The 15,973-nt window shown below is 74.0% G+C and carries 18 protein-coding genes; 11 read left to right on the forward strand and 7 right to left on the reverse strand.

Translation table 11 applies throughout. The features are described from left to right. The first annotated feature begins 104 nt into the window (after nucleotides 1-104). The 3 genes from ACFPZN_RS09820 (at nucleotide 105) to ACFPZN_RS09830 (ending at nucleotide 3,247) form a co-directional block, all read left to right on the forward strand. Nucleotides 105-806, forward strand: coding sequence for a response regulator transcription factor (locus ACFPZN_RS09820; RefSeq protein WP_378281525.1), 702 nt, complete (start codon nucleotides 105-107; stop codon nucleotides 804-806). Nucleotides 807-811: 5 nt separating this feature from the next. Beyond that, the gene (locus ACFPZN_RS09825) at nucleotides 812-2,281 is read left to right on the forward strand and encodes a sensor histidine kinase (RefSeq protein ID WP_378281680.1); all 1,470 of its coding nucleotides are present in this window, start codon (nucleotides 812-814) and stop codon (nucleotides 2,279-2,281) included. 129 nt (nucleotides 2,282-2,410) lie between these two features. Beyond that, entirely contained in the window at nucleotides 2,411-3,247 is an 837-nt protein-coding gene (locus tag ACFPZN_RS09830; RefSeq protein WP_378281526.1) for an NAD-dependent epimerase/dehydratase family protein, read from the forward strand. A 4-nt stretch (nucleotides 3,248-3,251) separates the two neighbouring features. Here the strand turns inward: ACFPZN_RS09830 and ACFPZN_RS09835 are convergent, their stop codons facing one another. Continuing rightward, nucleotides 3,252-4,004 (reverse strand): DODA-type extradiol aromatic ring-opening family dioxygenase, encoded by a 753-nt coding sequence (locus ACFPZN_RS09835; RefSeq protein WP_378281681.1) that lies wholly within the window; start codon nucleotides 4,002-4,004, stop codon nucleotides 3,252-3,254. A gap of 88 nt (nucleotides 4,005-4,092) precedes the next feature. Between ACFPZN_RS09835 and ACFPZN_RS09840 the strand changes: the two genes are divergently transcribed. Further along, a complete protein-coding gene (locus ACFPZN_RS09840; RefSeq protein WP_378281527.1) occupies nucleotides 4,093-4,593 on the forward strand; it encodes a MarR family winged helix-turn-helix transcriptional regulator in 501 nt (166 codons plus the stop codon). Here ACFPZN_RS09840 and ACFPZN_RS09845 read toward each other — a convergent pair. Together ACFPZN_RS09845 and ACFPZN_RS09850 are read right to left on the reverse strand one after the other, a co-directional pair. Then, nucleotides 4,590-5,684 carry a winged helix DNA-binding domain-containing protein gene (locus tag ACFPZN_RS09845; protein ID WP_378281528.1) on the reverse strand — a complete coding sequence of 365 codons (1,095 nt, stop codon included), beginning with the start codon at nucleotides 5,682-5,684 and terminating at the stop codon, nucleotides 4,590-4,592. The two genes, ACFPZN_RS09840 and ACFPZN_RS09845, sit on opposite strands and share 4 nt — an antisense overlap. Further along, on the reverse strand, nucleotides 5,674-6,288 hold the full coding sequence (locus tag ACFPZN_RS09850; protein ID WP_378281529.1) for a TetR/AcrR family transcriptional regulator: 615 nt from the start codon (nucleotides 6,286-6,288) through the stop codon (nucleotides 5,674-5,676). Before ACFPZN_RS09850 ends, ACFPZN_RS09845 begins: the two co-directional genes overlap by 11 nt. 165 nt (nucleotides 6,289-6,453) lie before the next feature. Here ACFPZN_RS09850 and ACFPZN_RS09855 point away from each other — a divergent pair, with 165 nt between their 5' ends. From ACFPZN_RS09855 to ACFPZN_RS09865, 3 genes are read left to right on the forward strand one after another with little or no spacing between them, the layout of a single operon-like run. Next, nucleotides 6,454-6,834 carry a hypothetical protein gene (locus ACFPZN_RS09855; RefSeq protein ID WP_378281530.1) on the forward strand — a complete coding sequence of 127 codons (381 nt, stop codon included), beginning with the start codon at nucleotides 6,454-6,456 and terminating at the stop codon, nucleotides 6,832-6,834. Nucleotides 6,835-6,882: 48 nt separating this feature from the next. Continuing rightward, nucleotides 6,883-7,632: an SAM-dependent methyltransferase gene (locus ACFPZN_RS09860; RefSeq protein WP_378281531.1), complete on the forward strand. Its 750-nt coding sequence runs from the start codon at nucleotides 6,883-6,885 to the stop codon at nucleotides 7,630-7,632. 25 nt (nucleotides 7,633-7,657) lie between these two features. Further along, nucleotides 7,658-8,260 (forward strand): TetR/AcrR family transcriptional regulator, encoded by a 603-nt coding sequence (locus tag ACFPZN_RS09865; protein WP_378281532.1) that lies wholly within the window; start codon nucleotides 7,658-7,660, stop codon nucleotides 8,258-8,260. Nucleotides 8,261-8,279: 19 nt separating this feature from the next. Here ACFPZN_RS09865 and trpS read toward each other — a convergent pair whose 3' ends face one another. Together trpS and ACFPZN_RS09875 are read right to left on the reverse strand one after the other, a co-directional pair. Next, the gene (gene trpS, locus ACFPZN_RS09870) at nucleotides 8,280-9,242 is read right to left on the reverse strand and encodes a tryptophan--tRNA ligase (protein ID WP_378281533.1); all 963 of its coding nucleotides are present in this window, start codon (nucleotides 9,240-9,242) and stop codon (nucleotides 8,280-8,282) included. Nucleotides 9,243-9,414: 172 nt separating this feature from the next. Then, nucleotides 9,415-10,005, reverse strand: coding sequence for a hypothetical protein (locus ACFPZN_RS09875; RefSeq protein WP_378281534.1), 591 nt, complete (start codon nucleotides 10,003-10,005; stop codon nucleotides 9,415-9,417). Between the two features lie 164 nt (nucleotides 10,006-10,169). Between ACFPZN_RS09875 and ACFPZN_RS09880 the strand changes: the two genes are divergently transcribed. The 4 genes from ACFPZN_RS09880 to ACFPZN_RS09895 all read left to right on the forward strand — a co-directional run bounded on the left by ACFPZN_RS09880 (nucleotide 10,170) and on the right by ACFPZN_RS09895 (nucleotide 13,588). Then, nucleotides 10,170-10,658, forward strand: coding sequence for a MarR family winged helix-turn-helix transcriptional regulator (locus ACFPZN_RS09880; protein ID WP_378281535.1), 489 nt, complete (start codon nucleotides 10,170-10,172; stop codon nucleotides 10,656-10,658). A 79-nt stretch (nucleotides 10,659-10,737) separates the two neighbouring features. Continuing rightward, a complete protein-coding gene (locus tag ACFPZN_RS09885) occupies nucleotides 10,738-12,237 on the forward strand; it encodes an MFS transporter (protein ID WP_378281536.1) in 1,500 nt (499 codons plus the stop codon). Nucleotides 12,238-12,269: 32 nt separating this feature from the next. Next, entirely contained in the window at nucleotides 12,270-12,773 is a 504-nt protein-coding gene (locus ACFPZN_RS09890; RefSeq protein WP_378281537.1) for a pyridoxamine 5'-phosphate oxidase family protein, read from the forward strand. A gap of 266 nt (nucleotides 12,774-13,039) precedes the next feature. After that, nucleotides 13,040-13,588, forward strand: a complete 549-nt coding sequence (locus tag ACFPZN_RS09895) for a COG4315 family predicted lipoprotein (RefSeq protein WP_378281538.1) — start codon at nucleotides 13,040-13,042, stop codon at nucleotides 13,586-13,588. Nucleotides 13,589-13,658: 70 nt separating this feature from the next. Here ACFPZN_RS09895 and ACFPZN_RS09900 read toward each other — a convergent pair whose 3' ends face one another. Together ACFPZN_RS09900 and ACFPZN_RS09905 are read right to left on the reverse strand one after the other, a co-directional pair. Further along, on the reverse strand, nucleotides 13,659-14,873 hold the full coding sequence (locus ACFPZN_RS09900; RefSeq protein WP_378281539.1) for an MFS transporter: 1,215 nt from the start codon (nucleotides 14,871-14,873) through the stop codon (nucleotides 13,659-13,661). A 127-nt stretch (nucleotides 14,874-15,000) separates the two neighbouring features. Next, the gene (locus tag ACFPZN_RS09905; protein WP_378281540.1) at nucleotides 15,001-15,912 is read right to left on the reverse strand and encodes a M56 family metallopeptidase; all 912 of its coding nucleotides are present in this window, start codon (nucleotides 15,910-15,912) and stop codon (nucleotides 15,001-15,003) included. Between the last annotated feature and the right edge of the window lie 61 nt (nucleotides 15,913-15,973).

Below are 15,973 nucleotides of genomic sequence, written 5' to 3' on the forward strand. Positions count from 1 at the left end.
GATCGCGTTCCGCTGTGAACGACCGCCACACTGCCGGGCCTACCTGAGCCGAACCTGAAGCCACCTGAAGAAAGCTTCAGCTCGGGTTTGGCACCCTGTGGGGCATGCGCCTGCTCATCGTCGAGGACGAGAAACGCCTCGCCGCGTCCCTGGCCGGGGGCCTGGCCGCCGAGGGCTTCGCCGTGGAGGTCGCGCACGACGGCCGCACCGGCCTGGACCGGGCGCTGGAACGCGGCTACGACCTGATCGTGCTGGACATCATGCTGCCCGGCCTCAACGGCTACCGGGTCTGCGCCGAGCTGCGCGCCGCCGGGGACGAGACCCCGATCCTGATGCTGACCGCCAAGGACGGCGAGTACGACGAGGCCGAGGGCCTGGACACCGGCGCCGACGACTACCTCACCAAGCCGTTCTCGTACGTGGTGCTGCTGGCCCGGATCCGGGCGCTGCTGCGGCGCCGGTCGCGGGGCGGGGCCGTCCCGTCGATCCTGCTGGGCGACCTCACCGTCGACCCGGCGGCGCGGCGGGCGCGGCGCGGGGACGAGGAGGTGGAGCTGACCGCCAAGGAGTTCGCGGTGCTGGAGCATCTGGCGGTCAACGCGGGCCAGGTGGTGTCCAAGGCGCAGATCATGGAGCACGTCTGGGACTTCGCCTACGACGGCGACCCCAACATCGTCGAGGTGTACGTGAGCGCGCTGCGCCGGAAGATCGACGCGCCGTTCGGGCGGCGCTCCATCGTCACCGTCCGGGGCGCCGGGTACCGGCTGGCCACCGACGGCGGCGCGGGCGGGCGGGACCGGCCGTGAGGCGGATGGGGGTGCGGTCGGTACGGGCGCGGACGACGGCGGCCGCCACCGCCGTGGTCGCCGGCGCGCTGATCGTCGCCGGGCTGGCCGTGGTGCTGCTGCTGCGCGCCGACCTGGCGGGGCGGACCGGCCTGGAGGCCGAGGTCGCGGCGCGGGACGTGGCGGCGCAGCTGGCCGCCGGGACGCCCTACGACCGGCTCGACCTGCCCGACGCCGAGGACCACCCCCTCCAGGTGATCGACTCCCGGGGCCGGGTGCGGGCGGCCGACGACGACCTGCGGGCGGTCGACGGCGTCCCCGCCGGACGGCCCGTCCCCGTCCCGGCCGCGCCGGAGGACGACGACGGGGACCACGAGCGCGGCGACGACGACTCCCGGCCCGGCCGCGGCGAGATCTCCGACGATCCGCGGCTCACCGGCGGCACCGCGACCGTCGACGACCACACCGCCGACTACCGGTTCGCCACCCTGCGGGTGTCCACGCCCGGCGGGGAGACGCTCACGGTGCGGGCGGGCGCCGACCTGTCGACCACCCGGGACGCGGTCGGGACGGTCGCCCGCGCGATGCTGGTCGGCCTGCCCGTGCTGCTGGCCGTGGTCGCCGCGGTCACCTGGCTGGTCACCCGGCGGGCGCTGCGCCCGGTGGAGGCGATCCGCGCCGAGATGGCCGCGATCACCTCCTCGGGCGACCTGACCCGCCGCGTCCCGGAGCCCGGGTCGCGGGACGAGGTGGCCGGCCTGGCCGTCACCACCAACGCCACGCTGGCGGCGCTGGAGGGGTCGGTGGCGCGGCAGCGCGGCTTCGTCGCGGACGCCTCGCACGAGCTGCGCAGCCCGATCGCGTCGCTGCGGACCCAGCTGGAGGTGGCCGCCGCGCACCCCGAGCTGCTCGACCTGGACGGCCTGGTCGACGACGTCGTGCGGCTCCAGCACCTGGCCGCCGACCTGCTGCTGCTCGCCCGCCTGGACGCGGGCGACCGGCCGTCCCCGGCGGAGCGGGCCAGGCCGGTCGAGCTGGCCGACCTCGTCCACGAGGAGGCGGCGCGGCGCTCCGGCGGCGGCCGCCGCGTCAGGGTGGAGGCCGAGGTGCGGGCCTCGCCGACCGCCGCCGGTCCGGAGGGGCGCCTCGCGCGCGTCCTGGGCAACCTCCTGGACAACGCCGAGCGGCACGCCGCCGGTGTCGTCCTGCTCACACTCGACGAAGCCGGCGGTGCGGCCGTCCTGCGCGTCGCCGACGACGGGCCCGGGGTGCCGCCCGCCGACCGGGAGCGTATTTTCGAGCGTTTCGTGCGCCTGGACGACGCCCGTGCCCGCGACGAGGGCGGTGCCGGGCTGGGCCTGGCCATAGCGCGTGACCTGGTGAGGGCGCAAGGCGGTACGCTCACGGTGGGTGAGGCCCCCGCAGGGGGAGCGCTCTTCGAGGTACGGCTGCCGCTCGTGCGGCGTAACGTGCAGCGGAGAGCCGCGGATCGATGACCGTCCGTGGTCTTATGGAACGGACGAGTGGGCGCCGATTCACCGGTCCGGGTGTGACCTGGGCCGCGAGTCTGCCTAAGCTGCCGTCGGGACGACCACAATGGTGTGCAAATCGTGGAGGTACCCCCCTTGAAGATTCTCGTCGCCGGCGCGACCGGTGTGGTGGGACGCCGGCTGGTCCCGTTGCTCGTGCAGGCGGGCCACGAGGTAGCCGGGACGACCCGCCGCGCCGGGCGCGCCCGGTCCATCGCCGACCAGAAGGCCCGGCCGATCGTTCTCGACGTGTTCGACGCGGAGGCGGTGCGCGCGGTGGTCGCCGCCGAGCGGCCGGACGCGATCGTCCACCAGCTCACCGACCTGGCCGCGGAGGACTTCGACGCCAACTCCCGGCTCCGCGTGCACGGCACCCGCAACCTGGTGGAGGCGGCCGGGGAGTCCGGTGTCGAACTGATGATCGCGCAGAGCATCGCGTGGGTGTACGTGCCGGGCGAGCGGCCCGCGGTGGAGAGCGACCCGCTCGACCCCAAGCTGCCGCCGTCCGAGGGCGTCATCGCGCTGGAGGAGGCCGTCGCGTCGATGCCGCGCGGTGTGGTGCTGCGCTATGGAGCGCTCTACGGTCCGGGCACGTGGTACGCGCCGGACGGCGCGATCGCGGAGCGGGTGCGGGCGGGCAGCCTGCGGCTGGCTCCGGCGTGGACGTCGTTCGTGCACGCCGACGACGCGGCCTCGGCCGCGCTGGCGGCGCTGGACTGGCCGGCCGGTCCGGTGAACGTGGTCGACGACGAGCCCGCGACCACGGCCGACTGGCTCCCGGTCTACAGCGCGGCGCTGGGCGCGCCCACCCCGGGCACGGCGGGGCGGCACGCGGCCACGACCGGACGTCCGGTGTCGAACGCCCTGGCGCTGAGCCTGGGGTGGAAGCCGCAGGTGCCGTCCTGGCGCACCGGCTTCGCCGACATGGGGTGACGGTTCAGGAGAGCTGGAACGACCGCTTGGCCAGGCCGTGCCAGTAGCCGTCGATGACGGCCCGCCGGTCGTCGCCGCCGCCCTCGTGGGCGCCGAGGGAGACGAACAGCGGGGCGAAGTGCTCGGTGCGCGGGTGCGCGATCGCGGCCGCAGGGGCCTTGGCGCGGAAGTCGAGCAGCGCGTCCACGTCGCCGGAGGTCACGGCCCGGTCGGTCCACTCGTCGAACTCGGCCGACCAGGCGGGCGGGTCCGCGTCGGCGCCGGGGCGTATCTCGCGCAGGTTGTGGGTGGTGAAGCCGCTGCCGACGATGAGCACGCCCTGGTCGCGCAGCGGGGCGAGGCGCCGGCCCAGGTCGTAGAGGCGGCGGGGGTCCAGCGTGGGCATCGACATCTGCAGGACGGGGACGTCGGCGTCGGGGTACATCTCGACGAGGGGGACGTAGGCGCCGTGGTCGAGGCCGCGCTCCTCGTCCCGGTGCAGTCCGGGGACGAGTTTGTGCAGTTCTGCTGCGAGTTCGGGGGCTCCGGGTGCTTCGTACCGGACCTCGTAGTACCGGCGCTCGAAGCCCCAGAAGTCGTACACCAGCGGCACGGTGCGGGTGGCGCCGACGGTGGCCGGGGCCTCCTCCCAGTGCGCGGACACCATGAGGATCGACGCGGGCCTGGGCAGGTCGGCGGCCCAGCGGGCGAGCCGGGCGGTCCATTCGGCGTCGTCGGCGAGGGGCGGCGCCCCGTGGCTGAGGTACAGCACCGGCATCCTGATCACGGCTCGGCCCTCCACTCTATTGAACGTTCAAACATCGCCCATGATACTTGAGCATTCAAACATTCGCTAGACTTGCCCCATGAGCGAGCCCCGCTGGCTGGACGACGACGAGCAGCAGACCTGGCGCGCGTTCCTGTGGACCTCCCGGCTGCTGAACGAGGCGCTGGACCGCCAGCTCCAGCGCGACTCGGGCATGCCGCACACGTACTACATGATCCTCGCGATGCTCTCGGAGGCGCCCGGCCGGGCGATGACCATGACCGAGCTGGCCGGGATCGTCCGCTCGTCCCCGAGCCGCCTCTCGCACGCGGTCGCCCGCCTGGAGGAGTCCGGCTGGGTCCGCCGGGTCAAGCCCCCGAACGACCGCCGCACCACGATCGCCGAGCTCACCGAGGGCGGCTTCGCCGCCCTGGAGAAGGCCGCACCCGGCCACGTCGAGGAAGTGCGGCGCCTCCTGTTCGACCCGCTGAGCCGCGAGCAGGTCCTCCGGATGCGCGAGACCCTGAGAACCCTCCTGGCCAACCTCGACCCCGACGGCCTCACCCCCGACATCTTCGGCCAGGCCGAAGCCCCCGACTAGAAAACGACCTCGCGGGAGTCGGCTGCGGGGTGGGCCGCGGCCATCAGGCGCTCGCCCTCCTCGACCAGGGCGGCCCGGTCCGCGTCCGAGACCGGCCGGAAGAGGTCGATGCTCAACGTGACGGCCCGGCGCTTGCGCTCCATCTTCCACATGCCGTGGACGAAGCCGTCCACCAGCACGGTCGCGCGGATGATGCCGTTCACCGTGAACACGCGCCCGCGGTCCTCCTCGGTGATGATCCGGGCCCGGTCGGCGTGCGAGAGCAGCAGGTTGTCGAAGCCCGGCACGTACCGGACGGGCGCGGGCGTCTCCGGATCGGGGCGCGGCGCGCCGGGCAGGTCGTAGAGGGTCCTGCCGTTCTCGTCGGTGAACGTGACGAGCCCGGGGGCGAGGCGTTCCAGGACCTCGCCCAGGCGGGTCAGGCCGGACCAGTGCTGCGCGTCCTGCGCGGTGGCCGGCCCGAACGCCGCCAGGTACCTGCGCACCAGATCGTCGACCGACGGCTCGGCGTCCATCGGACGGCCCAGCCACGTCTCCAGCGTGGTGTGCCGGGAGACGCCGCTCGCGCCCCAGATGCCGCGCGGCGGAACCTGGACGAGCGGGAGCCGGGAGCGGGCGGCCCAGGCGAGCAGCTCGGCGTCGGCGTCCGGCCACCGTTCGGCCAGCATCTCCCGCAGCTCCTTGTCGGTGCGGGGCTCCTGCTCGAAGAAGCGGCGGGCCGCGTCCCGTACCGGCTCCAGGTCCAGCCTCTTGATGGCTCCGCCCCGCGCGCTCAGCGTGGCGCGGTCGAGGACGGCCTGGGTGAGCGGGCGGACGGCCAGCGCGTCCCGGGCGCTGACCAGGTGCAGGGTGCCGCGCATGAGCACCATCCGCAGCACGCTCCGCTCGCGCATGAGCGCGGCGAGCTCGTCGAAGTCGAAGTCCTCCAGGCGGCTCCAGAGCCCGATGTAGGGCGGGTCGGGCGCCTGCGACTGGAGGCCCACCAGGTGCTCGATGCCCTCCAGGGCGTTCCGCCGGTGCCGGCGCAGCAGCATCTGCCGTGCCAGCAGCGCCCGGTTGAGGGCCCGCTTCCCCAGTGCGTCAGTCGTCATAACGGCCCCGGAGCTCCTGCCAGGTCGGCGCGGGTCCGGGCAGCTCGGCGGCGTCCGGGGTGCGGAGCGCGTCCAGCAGCAGCTCCAGGTAGCGGTGCTGGAGGCGGTTCATGCGCGCGTCGTCGCCGATCCGGATGGTGTGGAGATGTTCCAGGAGGACCGAGATGTCGCCGACCTCGATGCCGGGCCGCAGCCCGCCCTCCCGCCGGGTGCGCTCCAGCAGCCGGGTCGTGTCGGCGTGCAGCTCCTGCCCCTTGCGGCTCATCTCCTCGGTCACGGGGAAGCTCCCGGCCAGCCGCATGGTGAGCGATCCGGCCCCGATGTCCAGGCAGCGCCGCATGAAGCCGGCGAACGCCGTCCAGGGGTCGCCGTCGTCGTCGAGGGCCTGCCGCAACTGCTCCAGGTACCGGTCCATGCCCTCGTCGGCGAGACTCTGGAGCAGCTCCTCCTTGCTCTTGTAGCGCCGGTAGAGCGCGCTGATCCCGACCCCCGCCCGCTCGGCCACCGCCGAGATCGGCGCCCCGGGGTCGGCGGTGAACACCGCCCGCGCCGCCTGCCGGATGAGCTCGTCGTTGCGCGCCGCCTGCGCCTTCCGCCCGCTCATGGGCCCCGTCCGCGTCCTCTCCATCCCCCCATACTAAGGGAACGAACCATTCCGTTCTACTCCGGGGGTGCGCGGGGGGCTTACGATCGGGGGACCCCGCCGCAGCTAGGAGGCTCCGTGTCCCGCTCGTCCCGGACATTGACCGGCCCCCAGACGATAGCGATCATGTTCGCGCTCGCCCTCGTCACCATCGTCTTCGCCGTGTTCCAGGCCCGGCCCGCCTGGACCTACGTCACCGGCACCGAGGTGACCGCCCGGGTCGAGCGCTGCGAGACCGAGCAGCGCGCCAGGGGCGAGAGCACCACCTGCGAGGGCTCCTGGACGCTCCCCGGCGGCGAACGCGGCTCCGGCACCGTCGAAGGCGCCGGGGAGGAGGACCGCGGCCGTACGGTGACGGCCCGCGCGAGCGGCGACCGCGCGACCGCCACGTCCACCGGCAAGCTGGTCGCGAGCACCGCCCTCGCACTCGCCCTGGCCGTCGCGTCGATCGCGTTCGCCGCCCTCGGCACCCGCAAGGTGCTCGCCGCCCGGCGCCGGAACCCCTGACCGGAAAAGACCTCGACGCCCGGCCGAGCCGCATGATCTCCTCGGACCATGCCCGACCTGCGCCACCACGAGATCGCCGAGGCCGACCACCGGATCCTCAACCCGTTCGCCGACGCGAAGCTGATGCTGCTCGGTGAGGTCGCCCGGCTCGGGCCCGCTACGCGGATTCTGGACCTGGCGTGCGGCAAGGGCGAGATGCTCTGCCGCTGGGCGGAGCGGTTCGGCTCGTCCGGCCACGGCGTCGATCTCAGCGAGGTCTTCCTGGCGGCGGCCCGCGAACGGATGCGGGAGCTGGACGTGGCCGCGAGGGTGACGTTCGAGCAGGGCGACGCGGGCCGGTACCGGGCCGAGCCCGGCTCGTACGACGTCGTGGCGTGCCTGGGCGCGACGTGGATCGGCGGCGGGCTCGCCGGGACGATCGAGCTGATGCGTCCCGCGCTCGCACCCGGAGGGCTGCTGCTGGTGGGCGAGCCGTACTGGACCGAGGAGCCGCCGGAGGCCGCGTACGAGGCGCTGGGCTGCGCGCCCGAGGACTTCGCGTCGCTGCCGGGCACCCTGGAGCGGTTCGAGGCCGCCGGGACGGAACTGGTCGAGATGGTCCTGGCGGACCCCGACGACTGGGACCGGTACATCGCCTCGCAGTGGTGGACGATCCACGAGTGGCTCAAGCGCAACCCCGGCCACCCCGAGGCCGCGGCGATGCGTGAGTTCGCCCACGTCGCCCGCCGCTCCCACCTGGCGTACGGCAGGCGTTACCTGGGCTGGGGCGTGTTCGTGCTCCGTTCCGAACCGGCCTGATCGGGTCGCGCATACGATGCGGAGGATGTCACCGAGACGAGCCGCGGCGCTGCGGGACGGCGACGACCGGACCCTGCGCGAGCACCTGATCACCACCGCCGAACGCATGATCTCCGAGGGCGGGACGGCGGGCCTCACGGTGCGCGGGATCGCGCGGGAGGCGGGCGTCGCCGACGGCGTCCTCTACAACCACTTCGCCGACAAGGAGGAGCTGCTGGCGCTGGCCTTCCGGGCGCACGTGCGGTCGGTGGAGGGGGCGCTCGACCCGCTGCCCCGGGCGGGCTCCGGGACGGTGGCGGCGAACCTGCGCGCCTTCGTCGCGTACGGGCTGGCGCTGCACCGGGCGATCCTGCCCGCGATGGCGGGGCTGATCGGCCGTCCCGAGGTCCTGGCGAGGTTCGCCGCGGCGGGCGAGTCCGGCGAGGACTGGCGCGACCGGCTGCTGGCCTACCTGCGCGCCGAGCGGGATCTGGGCAGGCTCGCGCCGGACGCCCGGGTCGACGAGGCCGCCGCGATGGTCGTCGGGGTGTGCCACGAGGCGGTGCTGTCGCTGCTGTTCAGCGGGGCCGAGCCGGAGCGGGACGTGGACGGCCTGGTCGCCGCCCTGCTGGACGGCATCGGCCCCTGACGTCCCGCTCCGGAGGCGGTCACGCCATGGCGGCGCGGACCTCGGCGAGGGTGCGGTCGGCGACGGCGTTGGCGCGCTCGTTGCCCTTGTCCAGGACGCGCCGCAGCAGCCCGCGGTCGAGTTCGGCGCGGCGGGCACGGATCGGCCGCAGGAACTCGTTCACCGACTCGATGACGACCTGCTTGAGCCGGGCGGCCCCGCCGTTCCCGATCTCCGCGGCGATCGCGTGCGGGTCGCGGCCCTGGCAGAGCGCGGCGATCCGCACCAGGTTGGACACCTCGGGGCGGGTCTCGGGCTCGTAGGTGATGTGCCGGTCGGCGTCGGTGCGGGCGCCCCTGACCAGCCGGGCGGTCTCGTCCGGGGTGGCGGACAGGGCGATGGCGTTGCCGCGGCTCTTGCTCATCTTGGCGCGGCCGTCCAGCCCGAGCAGGTGGGGGGTGTCGGAGAGCAGCGCTTCAGGGACGGTGAAGACCGGCCCGTAGCGTTCGTTGAAGCGGCGCGCGATGGTGCGGGTGATCTCCTGGTGGGGCAGCTGGTCCTTGCCGACCGGTACCAGGTCGGCCTTGCAGAACAGGATGTCGGCGGCCTGGTGGACGGGGTAGGTGAACATCAGCCCGCTGACGGACGCCTGGCCGGAGGCGCCGATCTCCTCCTTGACGGTGGGGTTGCGGCCCAGCTCGGCGACCGAGACCAGGGACAGGAACGGCAGCATGAGCTGGTTGAGGGCGGGCACCGCGGAGTGCCGGAAGATCGTCACCGCGCCGGGGTCGATGCCGGCGGCGAGGTAGTCGGCGACGAGCCCCTCGGCGTGCTCGGTGAGGCGGTCGGCGACGTCCCGGTCGGTGAGGACCTGGTAGTCGGCGACGAGCACGAACAGGTCGGCGCCCTCGCGTTGCAGGCGGACCCGGTTGGCGAGCGTGCCGAAGTAGTGGCCGAGGTGGAGGGGGCCGGTGGGGCGGTCGCCGGTCAGGATGGTGGGCATGGTGCTCCTCGTGGGTTCGCGGCCGCCCGCCGGGACGGTCCGCGTTCCCTGCCGAGGAACGGAGAAGGGCCGTCCGGTGCGGACGGCCCTTGGTCGTGCGTGGGTGAGCGGCCGTCCTAGGACGGCCACCAGCCCAGGCACGGACGGCGCTTCATGCCCCCGATGATACGTGTCAGGGGGCTGGAACGGGCTGCAGGTCGGCGTGCCTGACCGCGAAGCCGCCGCGGGTGACGGGCGCGAACGCGGCGGGGGCCATGCAGGTGCCGGCCTTGCCCTCCTGCCACTCGCCCTGCTCGTTCTGGTCGCCGTTGACGACGGACCAGGAGAACCCGACCCGGTCGCGCTGGACGCTGAAGCCGAGGCGCTTGCCGACCCAGTCGGCGACGGGCCCGTCCGCCTCCGTGACCACGGCGGTGAGGACGGCGTTGCCGGGGCTGGTGACCAGGCAGTCGACGTCGGCGCGGAACCGCACGGTGACGTTCTCGGCGGCGACCCAGTGGGACACCCGGACGGTGCCGCGCGCGTCGGTGGGCAGGCCGTCGGGGGCGCCCGTTCTGGGCTGGCTGTAGGGCTTCCCGACCGCGTCGAAGGAGAAAGACCGGATGTCCTTGTCGGGCCAGTAGGTGAGCCGGACGTCGCCCGCCCCGGAGACGCGGGCGTTCTTGGGGGCGGCCTCGGCGGGGGTCGTCCCGCCCGCGACGGCGGCGGCCGTGGCGAGGGCGGCGGCGGTGACGGCGAGGGCGGCGGGCTTGGCGATGCGCATCGTCGGGTCTCTCCCTGGGGGTCGGTTCGGGGCGGTGTCTCGATGCTCGGCCCTCGGCCCGTCCCGGCGGCTCCCCCGTGCGGGCGGACGCCCTCCCCCGCGCGGGCGAAGATAGGTTCTTCGACAGATAATCCGTTTCTGAATGAAGTTGTTAGTCTGGAGACATGACCACCCTCACACCGCCCGTCACCGTCCCGGACCTGTCGTTCCTGCTCCAGCACACCGGTCATGTCCTGCGCACGCAGGTGACGGCCGCGCTCGCCGAGATCGGGCTGACGCCGCGCATGCACTGCGTGCTGGTGCACGCCCTGGAGGAGGAGCGCACCCAGATCCAGCTCGCCGAGATCGGCGACATGGACAAGACCACGATGGTCGTGACGGTGGACGCCCTGGAGAAGGCCGGGTACGCGGAGCGGCGCCCGTCCAGCAAGGACCGGCGGGCGCGGATCATCGCGGTGACCGAGCGGGGCGCGGAGATCGCCGAGCGCAGCAGGGCGATCGTCGACGGGGTGCACGCCGGGGTGCTGGACGCGCTGCCAGAGGACGAGCGGGCGGTGTTCGTGCGGGCGCTGGAGCGGCTGGTCACCGGGCATCTGGCGGAGCCGGCGGACTGCCCGAGCCCGGTGCGGCGGGCGCGGCAGCGCAACGGCTGACGAAATAGATCCGCAAAGGATCGTCTCTAACAGAACTATCTGCTACGGTCTCTCCATCGGCTTCCCCTGAGGAGAGACCATGCCCGACATCGCCGCCGCCGGATCATCGACGGCGCCGCCGCGCTCACGCTGGCTCGCGCTGGCCGTGCTGTGCGCCGGAGTGCTGATGATCGTCCTGGACGGCAGCATCGTGACGGTGGCGCTGCCGGCCATCCAGTCCGACCTCGGCTTCACCCCCTCCGCCCTGACCTGGACGATCAACGCCTACACCATCGCGTTCGGCGGGCTGCTGCTCCTGGGCGGGCGGCTGGGCGACCTGGCCGGGCGGCGCCGGATGTTCGTCGCGGGGCTGGCGCTGTTCACGCTGGCCTCGGTGCTGTGCGGGCTCGCGGTCAACCCGGAGACGCTGATCGCCGCCCGGTTCCTCCAGGGCGTCGGCGGCGCGCTCACCTCCGCGGTCAGCCTGGGCATGATCGTCACGCTGTTCACCGACCCCGCCGAGCGGGCCCGCGCGATCGGCGCGTTCGCCTTCACCGGGGCCGCCGGGGCGTCCATCGGCCAGGTGCTGGGCGGCGTCCTCACCGACGCGCTGAGCTGGCAGTGGAACTTCTACATCAACCTCCCGCTCGGCCTGGCCGCGATCGTGCTGGCGCTGCGCGTCCTGGAGAACGACCGCGGCCCCGGCCTGCGCGGCGGCGCCGACGCGCTCGGCGCGATCCTGGTCACCGGCGGGGTGATGCTCGGCGTGTACGCCATCGTCGGGGCCGAGCACGCGGGCTGGACCTCGGGCCGCACGCTGGGCCTGGGCGCGCTGTCGCCGCTGCTGATCGCCGCGTTCGCCGCACGGCAGGCCACCGCCGCCAGGCCGCTGCTGCCGCTGCGGATCCTGCGGTCCCGGAACGTGGCGGGCGCCAACCTCGTGCAGTTGCTCACGATGGGGGCGATGTTCTCCTTCCAGGTCCACATCGCCCTCTACATGCAGCAGGTCCTCGGCTACGGGGCGACCGCGACCGGCCTGGCGATGCTGCCCGCCGCGGTGATGATCGGCGGGTTGTCGCTGTGGTTGTCCGCCCGGCTCATCGCCCGCTTCGGCGAGCGGAACATGCTGCTGGCCGGGCTGGCGCTGCTCCTGGCCGGCCGGCTGCTGCTGACCGGGATCCCGGTGGACGGCTCGTACGCGGCCGACCTGCTGCCCCCGATGCTGCTGACCGGCGGGGCCGGCCTGGTCCTGCCCGCGCTGACGGGGCTGGGCATGTCCGGGGCGCGCCAGGAGGACGCCGGGGTCGTCTCCGGGCTGTTCAACACCACCCAGCAGCTCGGCATCGCGCTCGGCGTCGCGATCCTGTCGACGCTGGCCGCGTCCCGCACCGAGGGGCTGACCGGGGGCGGCGCGGGCGAGGCGGCCGCGCTGACCGGCGGCTTCCAGTACGCCTTCGAGGTCGGCGCCGGGCTGCTGGTCGCGGCGATCGCGGTCGCGCTCCTCGTCCTGCGGCAGCCCAGGCCGGGCGAGGGCGTCCCGGACGAGCCGCCCGCCCGGCCCGCGGCCAGGCCGGCCCCCGTCACCGCCGAAACCGCCTGACCTCCCCATCCACGCAGAAAGAGAGATCGACGATGACGACCAACGAGAACGAGCAGACCGGCCCCGGCCGCGGCCCCGGCCCCAAGATCCTCACCGACGGCGACCTGTCCGCACTGCTCGGCGACCACTTCTTCGGCGCCCTGGCCGCCAACAAGCGCAGCGGCCACCCGCACCTGTCCACGGTCGTCTACCGGTGGGACCCGGCCGAGCGGATCGTGCGCGTCTCGTCCACGGCCGACCGGTTGAAGGTCCGGCAGCTCCGCAACGACCCGCGCGCCGCGCTCTACGTCTCCAGCCCGGACCACATGGCCTACGTGGTGGCCGAGGGCACGGCGGAGATCGCGGAGACGACCGTGCCGGGCGACGCGGTCGGGCAGGAGCTGCTGTCCCTGATCGTCCCCGAGATCACCGATCCGGCCGAGCGGGAGGGCTTCCTGAAGGCACAGGTGGAGGACCACCGGGTGGTGATCCGGCTGCGCGTGGAGCGCCTGTACGGGATGGCCCTGGACCTCCCGAAGGAAGTCCAGGACGCCTAGGGGGCTCCGGGCTCCTACCGCTTGATCTTCGTCGCCCAGGCGAGGAGGCGGCAGGATATATGTCCGAAAAGCGCAGTTCAGTGCCTGGGCAAGTCAGTTCGCCCGCCGTTCCCAGGGGTACGGGCCGAGTCGGAAAGGAAGGCATCGGGCGACCGAAGCCGATCTCTCCCAGGGAAGGACGTTCTGCGATGTCCCGAACGAACCTGTGCAATACCGTGCGCTCATCGGCTCCGACGTCTCGGCCGCGGCGGAGCCTCGGCGTCCGTATGGCGGTTCCCGTGGCCGCGGTGGCGGCCGCGGCGACCGCCTGCGGCACGTCCGGCGATGCGACCAAGTCGGACGGCGCCGCCGCGGCGAATCGTCCCGCCGCGCCGGGGGCCGTCACGTCCTCGCCGAGCATGTCCTCGCCGGGCACGTCCTCGCCGACCACCTCCGCTGCCCAGGCGACGATCGCGACGGCGACGGTGGGCAACCTGGGCCAGGTCCTGGTCGACGGCCAGGGCCGCACCGTGTACCTGTTCGAGAAGGACCAGGGCGGCACGTCCTCCTGCACCGGATCCTGCGCGGCGGTGTGGCCGCCGGTCACCAGCATGGGCAAGCCGCACGCCGGGTCGGGTGCGCAGGCGTCGATGCTCGGCACCACCAGCAGGAGCGACGGCAGCACGCAGGTGACCTACGGCGGGCACCCGCTGTACTACTTCGTGCCGGACAACGGCGTGAAGGGCAGCGCCAAGGGCCAGGGCCTCAACCAGTTCGGCGGCGGCTGGTACGTGGTGTCCCCGGACGGCAAGAAGGTCGAGAAGAGCGGTTCCTGACCTGCCGCGTCCTCGGACCGCCCCCGCTCAGCGAGGGCGGTCCGCCATCGCGGCGCGGGCCTGCCGCTCGTCAGGCGGGGTCGAGGTCGTGTGGCCGGGCGGCGGGAACCGCGGGCGCAGGGCGCGGGGCGAAGCCGCTCGCCAGCACGATGATCAGGATGACCAGGGCCGCGGGGACGGCGAAGACCAGGCGCAGGCCGTCCGTCCCGCCGATCGGGGCGAGGGCCCCGGCGATGGCCGCGCCCAGCACGAATCCCACGTAGTTGAAGACGTTCAGCCGCGCCACCGCGACGCCCAGCCCGGTCGGGTCGACCCGTCCGGCGGCGGAGAACGCCACGGGCGCGACGACGCTGAGTCCCAGGCCCGCCACGGCGAACGCGGCGATCGCGGTGGCGGCGTTGGGCGCGGCGACCACGCCGATCATCCCGGCCAGCCCGACGATCCCGCCGAGCCGGACGACCTGGACGGCGCCGCGCCTGCGGACCCCGAGGTCGGCCGCGGCGCGGGCCGCCACCATGGCGACCTGGTAGGCGACGTAGCCGAGCGGGGCGGCGAAGTCGGTGGCGTTCAGCTCGTCCTGGAGGTACTTGGCGCTGTAGCTGGAGACGGCGGCGTCGGCCAGGTAGAACAGCCCCATGGCGGTGCCCACGATCAGCACCGGGCGCCAGGGGACCTGCCGGGCGGCGGCCTTGAGCTCCTCGGCTCCGGGTTCGGCGGCCTCCTCGTCCTTGCGGTAGACCCCGCGCCCGGTGACGAGCGAGACGGTCAGGCCCAGCGCGGCGGGGACGGCGAAGCCGGGCAGCAGCGCCAGGTCGAGCCGGTTGGCCAGGGCGGCCCACAGCCCGCCGAGGATCCCGGCGACGCTCCAGACCGCGTAGAAGCCGGTGAGCAGGCTCATCCCGTAGCGCCGTTCGACCGCGACGGCCTGCTCGTTCATGGCGGCGTCGACCGCGCCGACGCACACGCCGAACAGCGCCACCGCCGCGAGCAGCGGTACGAGCCCGCCGCCGGTCAGGCCGACCAGGGTCATCGCGACGCAGACGCCCGGCTGCGCGACCCGCAGCACCGGGCCGCCGCCGGCCCGCGGGAACAGCGCGCCCGCCAGCACGCTGCCCGCGCCGGCGATCAGCGGGACCAGGAGGAGGACGAGCGCGAGCATGCCGTCGCCGAGGTCGTGCGCGTCCTGCACCTGCGGGACGCGCGTCACGAGCGAGGCGAAGCACAGCCCCTGGACGGCGAACGCGGCGTGCGCGGAGAGCCGTGCCCGGCGGTCCCGTGCGGTCATCGACGCCCTCCACGGCCAACGTGAACGAGATTCGCGTTAGCGTAGGGAGCGGGAGCCGCCGAGGTCAATGGCCCCGCACATGCGAAAGCCCCGCCGGGACGGGCGGGGCGGCGTCAGTGCGGCGGTCTCAGTGCGGCATCGCGTACAGCAGCACCGGCACCCCTGCCAGGAGGGGCACCGCGACCATGGCGGCGAAGCGGGTGGAGCGGCCCACCGGGACCGGGTCGAGCAGCCGGTTCACCCGGGCCATCACCGGGATGTCGTCGCGGTTGGCGACGCCGAGCGTGCCGGACGGGGCGGCCGCGGGCCGGGCCGCGGCGAACCGCAGCAGCGCCGTGGCCAGCTCGCGCGGCGGACGGTGCCGCTGGGCGCGGTCGTCGGCGGCCATCTCGATCAGCAGCTCGACCGCGTCCAGGCAGCGCCCGACCAGGCGGATCTGCGGGAAGACCTGGCGCAGCGAGGCGAACGGCAGCAGCACCAGGTCGTGCCGCTCGCGGGCGTGCGCGCGCTCGTGCGCGAGGACGGCGGCCAGCTCGTCGGCGTCGAGCAGTTCGAGCGTCCCGGCGCTGACCACGACCTTGGACGAGCGCACCCCGGGCACGCAGTACGCGGCGGCGCCGGGGTGGTCGAGGACGAGGGTTCCGCTGGGCACGGCCGAGTCGCTGCGGGAGACCAGCGCCAGCAGCGCCCGGTGCCGGTGCCGGGCGCGCACGACCCGGACGACCGCGTACGCGAGCATGACCAGCAGCACGGCGGTGAGGCTGATCGCGGCGAGCAGCGCGGCGACGTGCGCGGCGCCGAGCCGGCCGGCCTCGTCGTGGACGAGTCCGGGCAGGCCGCCGAGGATGCCCTTGCCGTAGGGGAGGAGGGCCAGGCCGAGGAGGGCGCCGATGGTGGCGACGCCCCAGCCGAGGCCGAGGGCCTGCCAGAGCAGGATGCCGGTGCGGGGGGCGCGCCAGGTCCACCGGGCCCCTGAGAGCAGGTGCGCCCCGCCGATGGTCCCGAGCGAGATCAGTGCGAGCAGGGCGGTGCCGGTCATCGAGGGACCTCCCAGGAGACCTCGGCCTCGAGACCGGGGTGGGATCGGACTCCTGCGGAGC

The sequence above is a fragment of the Actinomadura rugatobispora genome, assembly GCF_042656285.1.
Classification (GTDB): Bacteria; Actinomycetota; Actinomycetes; order Streptosporangiales; family Streptosporangiaceae; genus Spirillospora; species Spirillospora rugatobispora.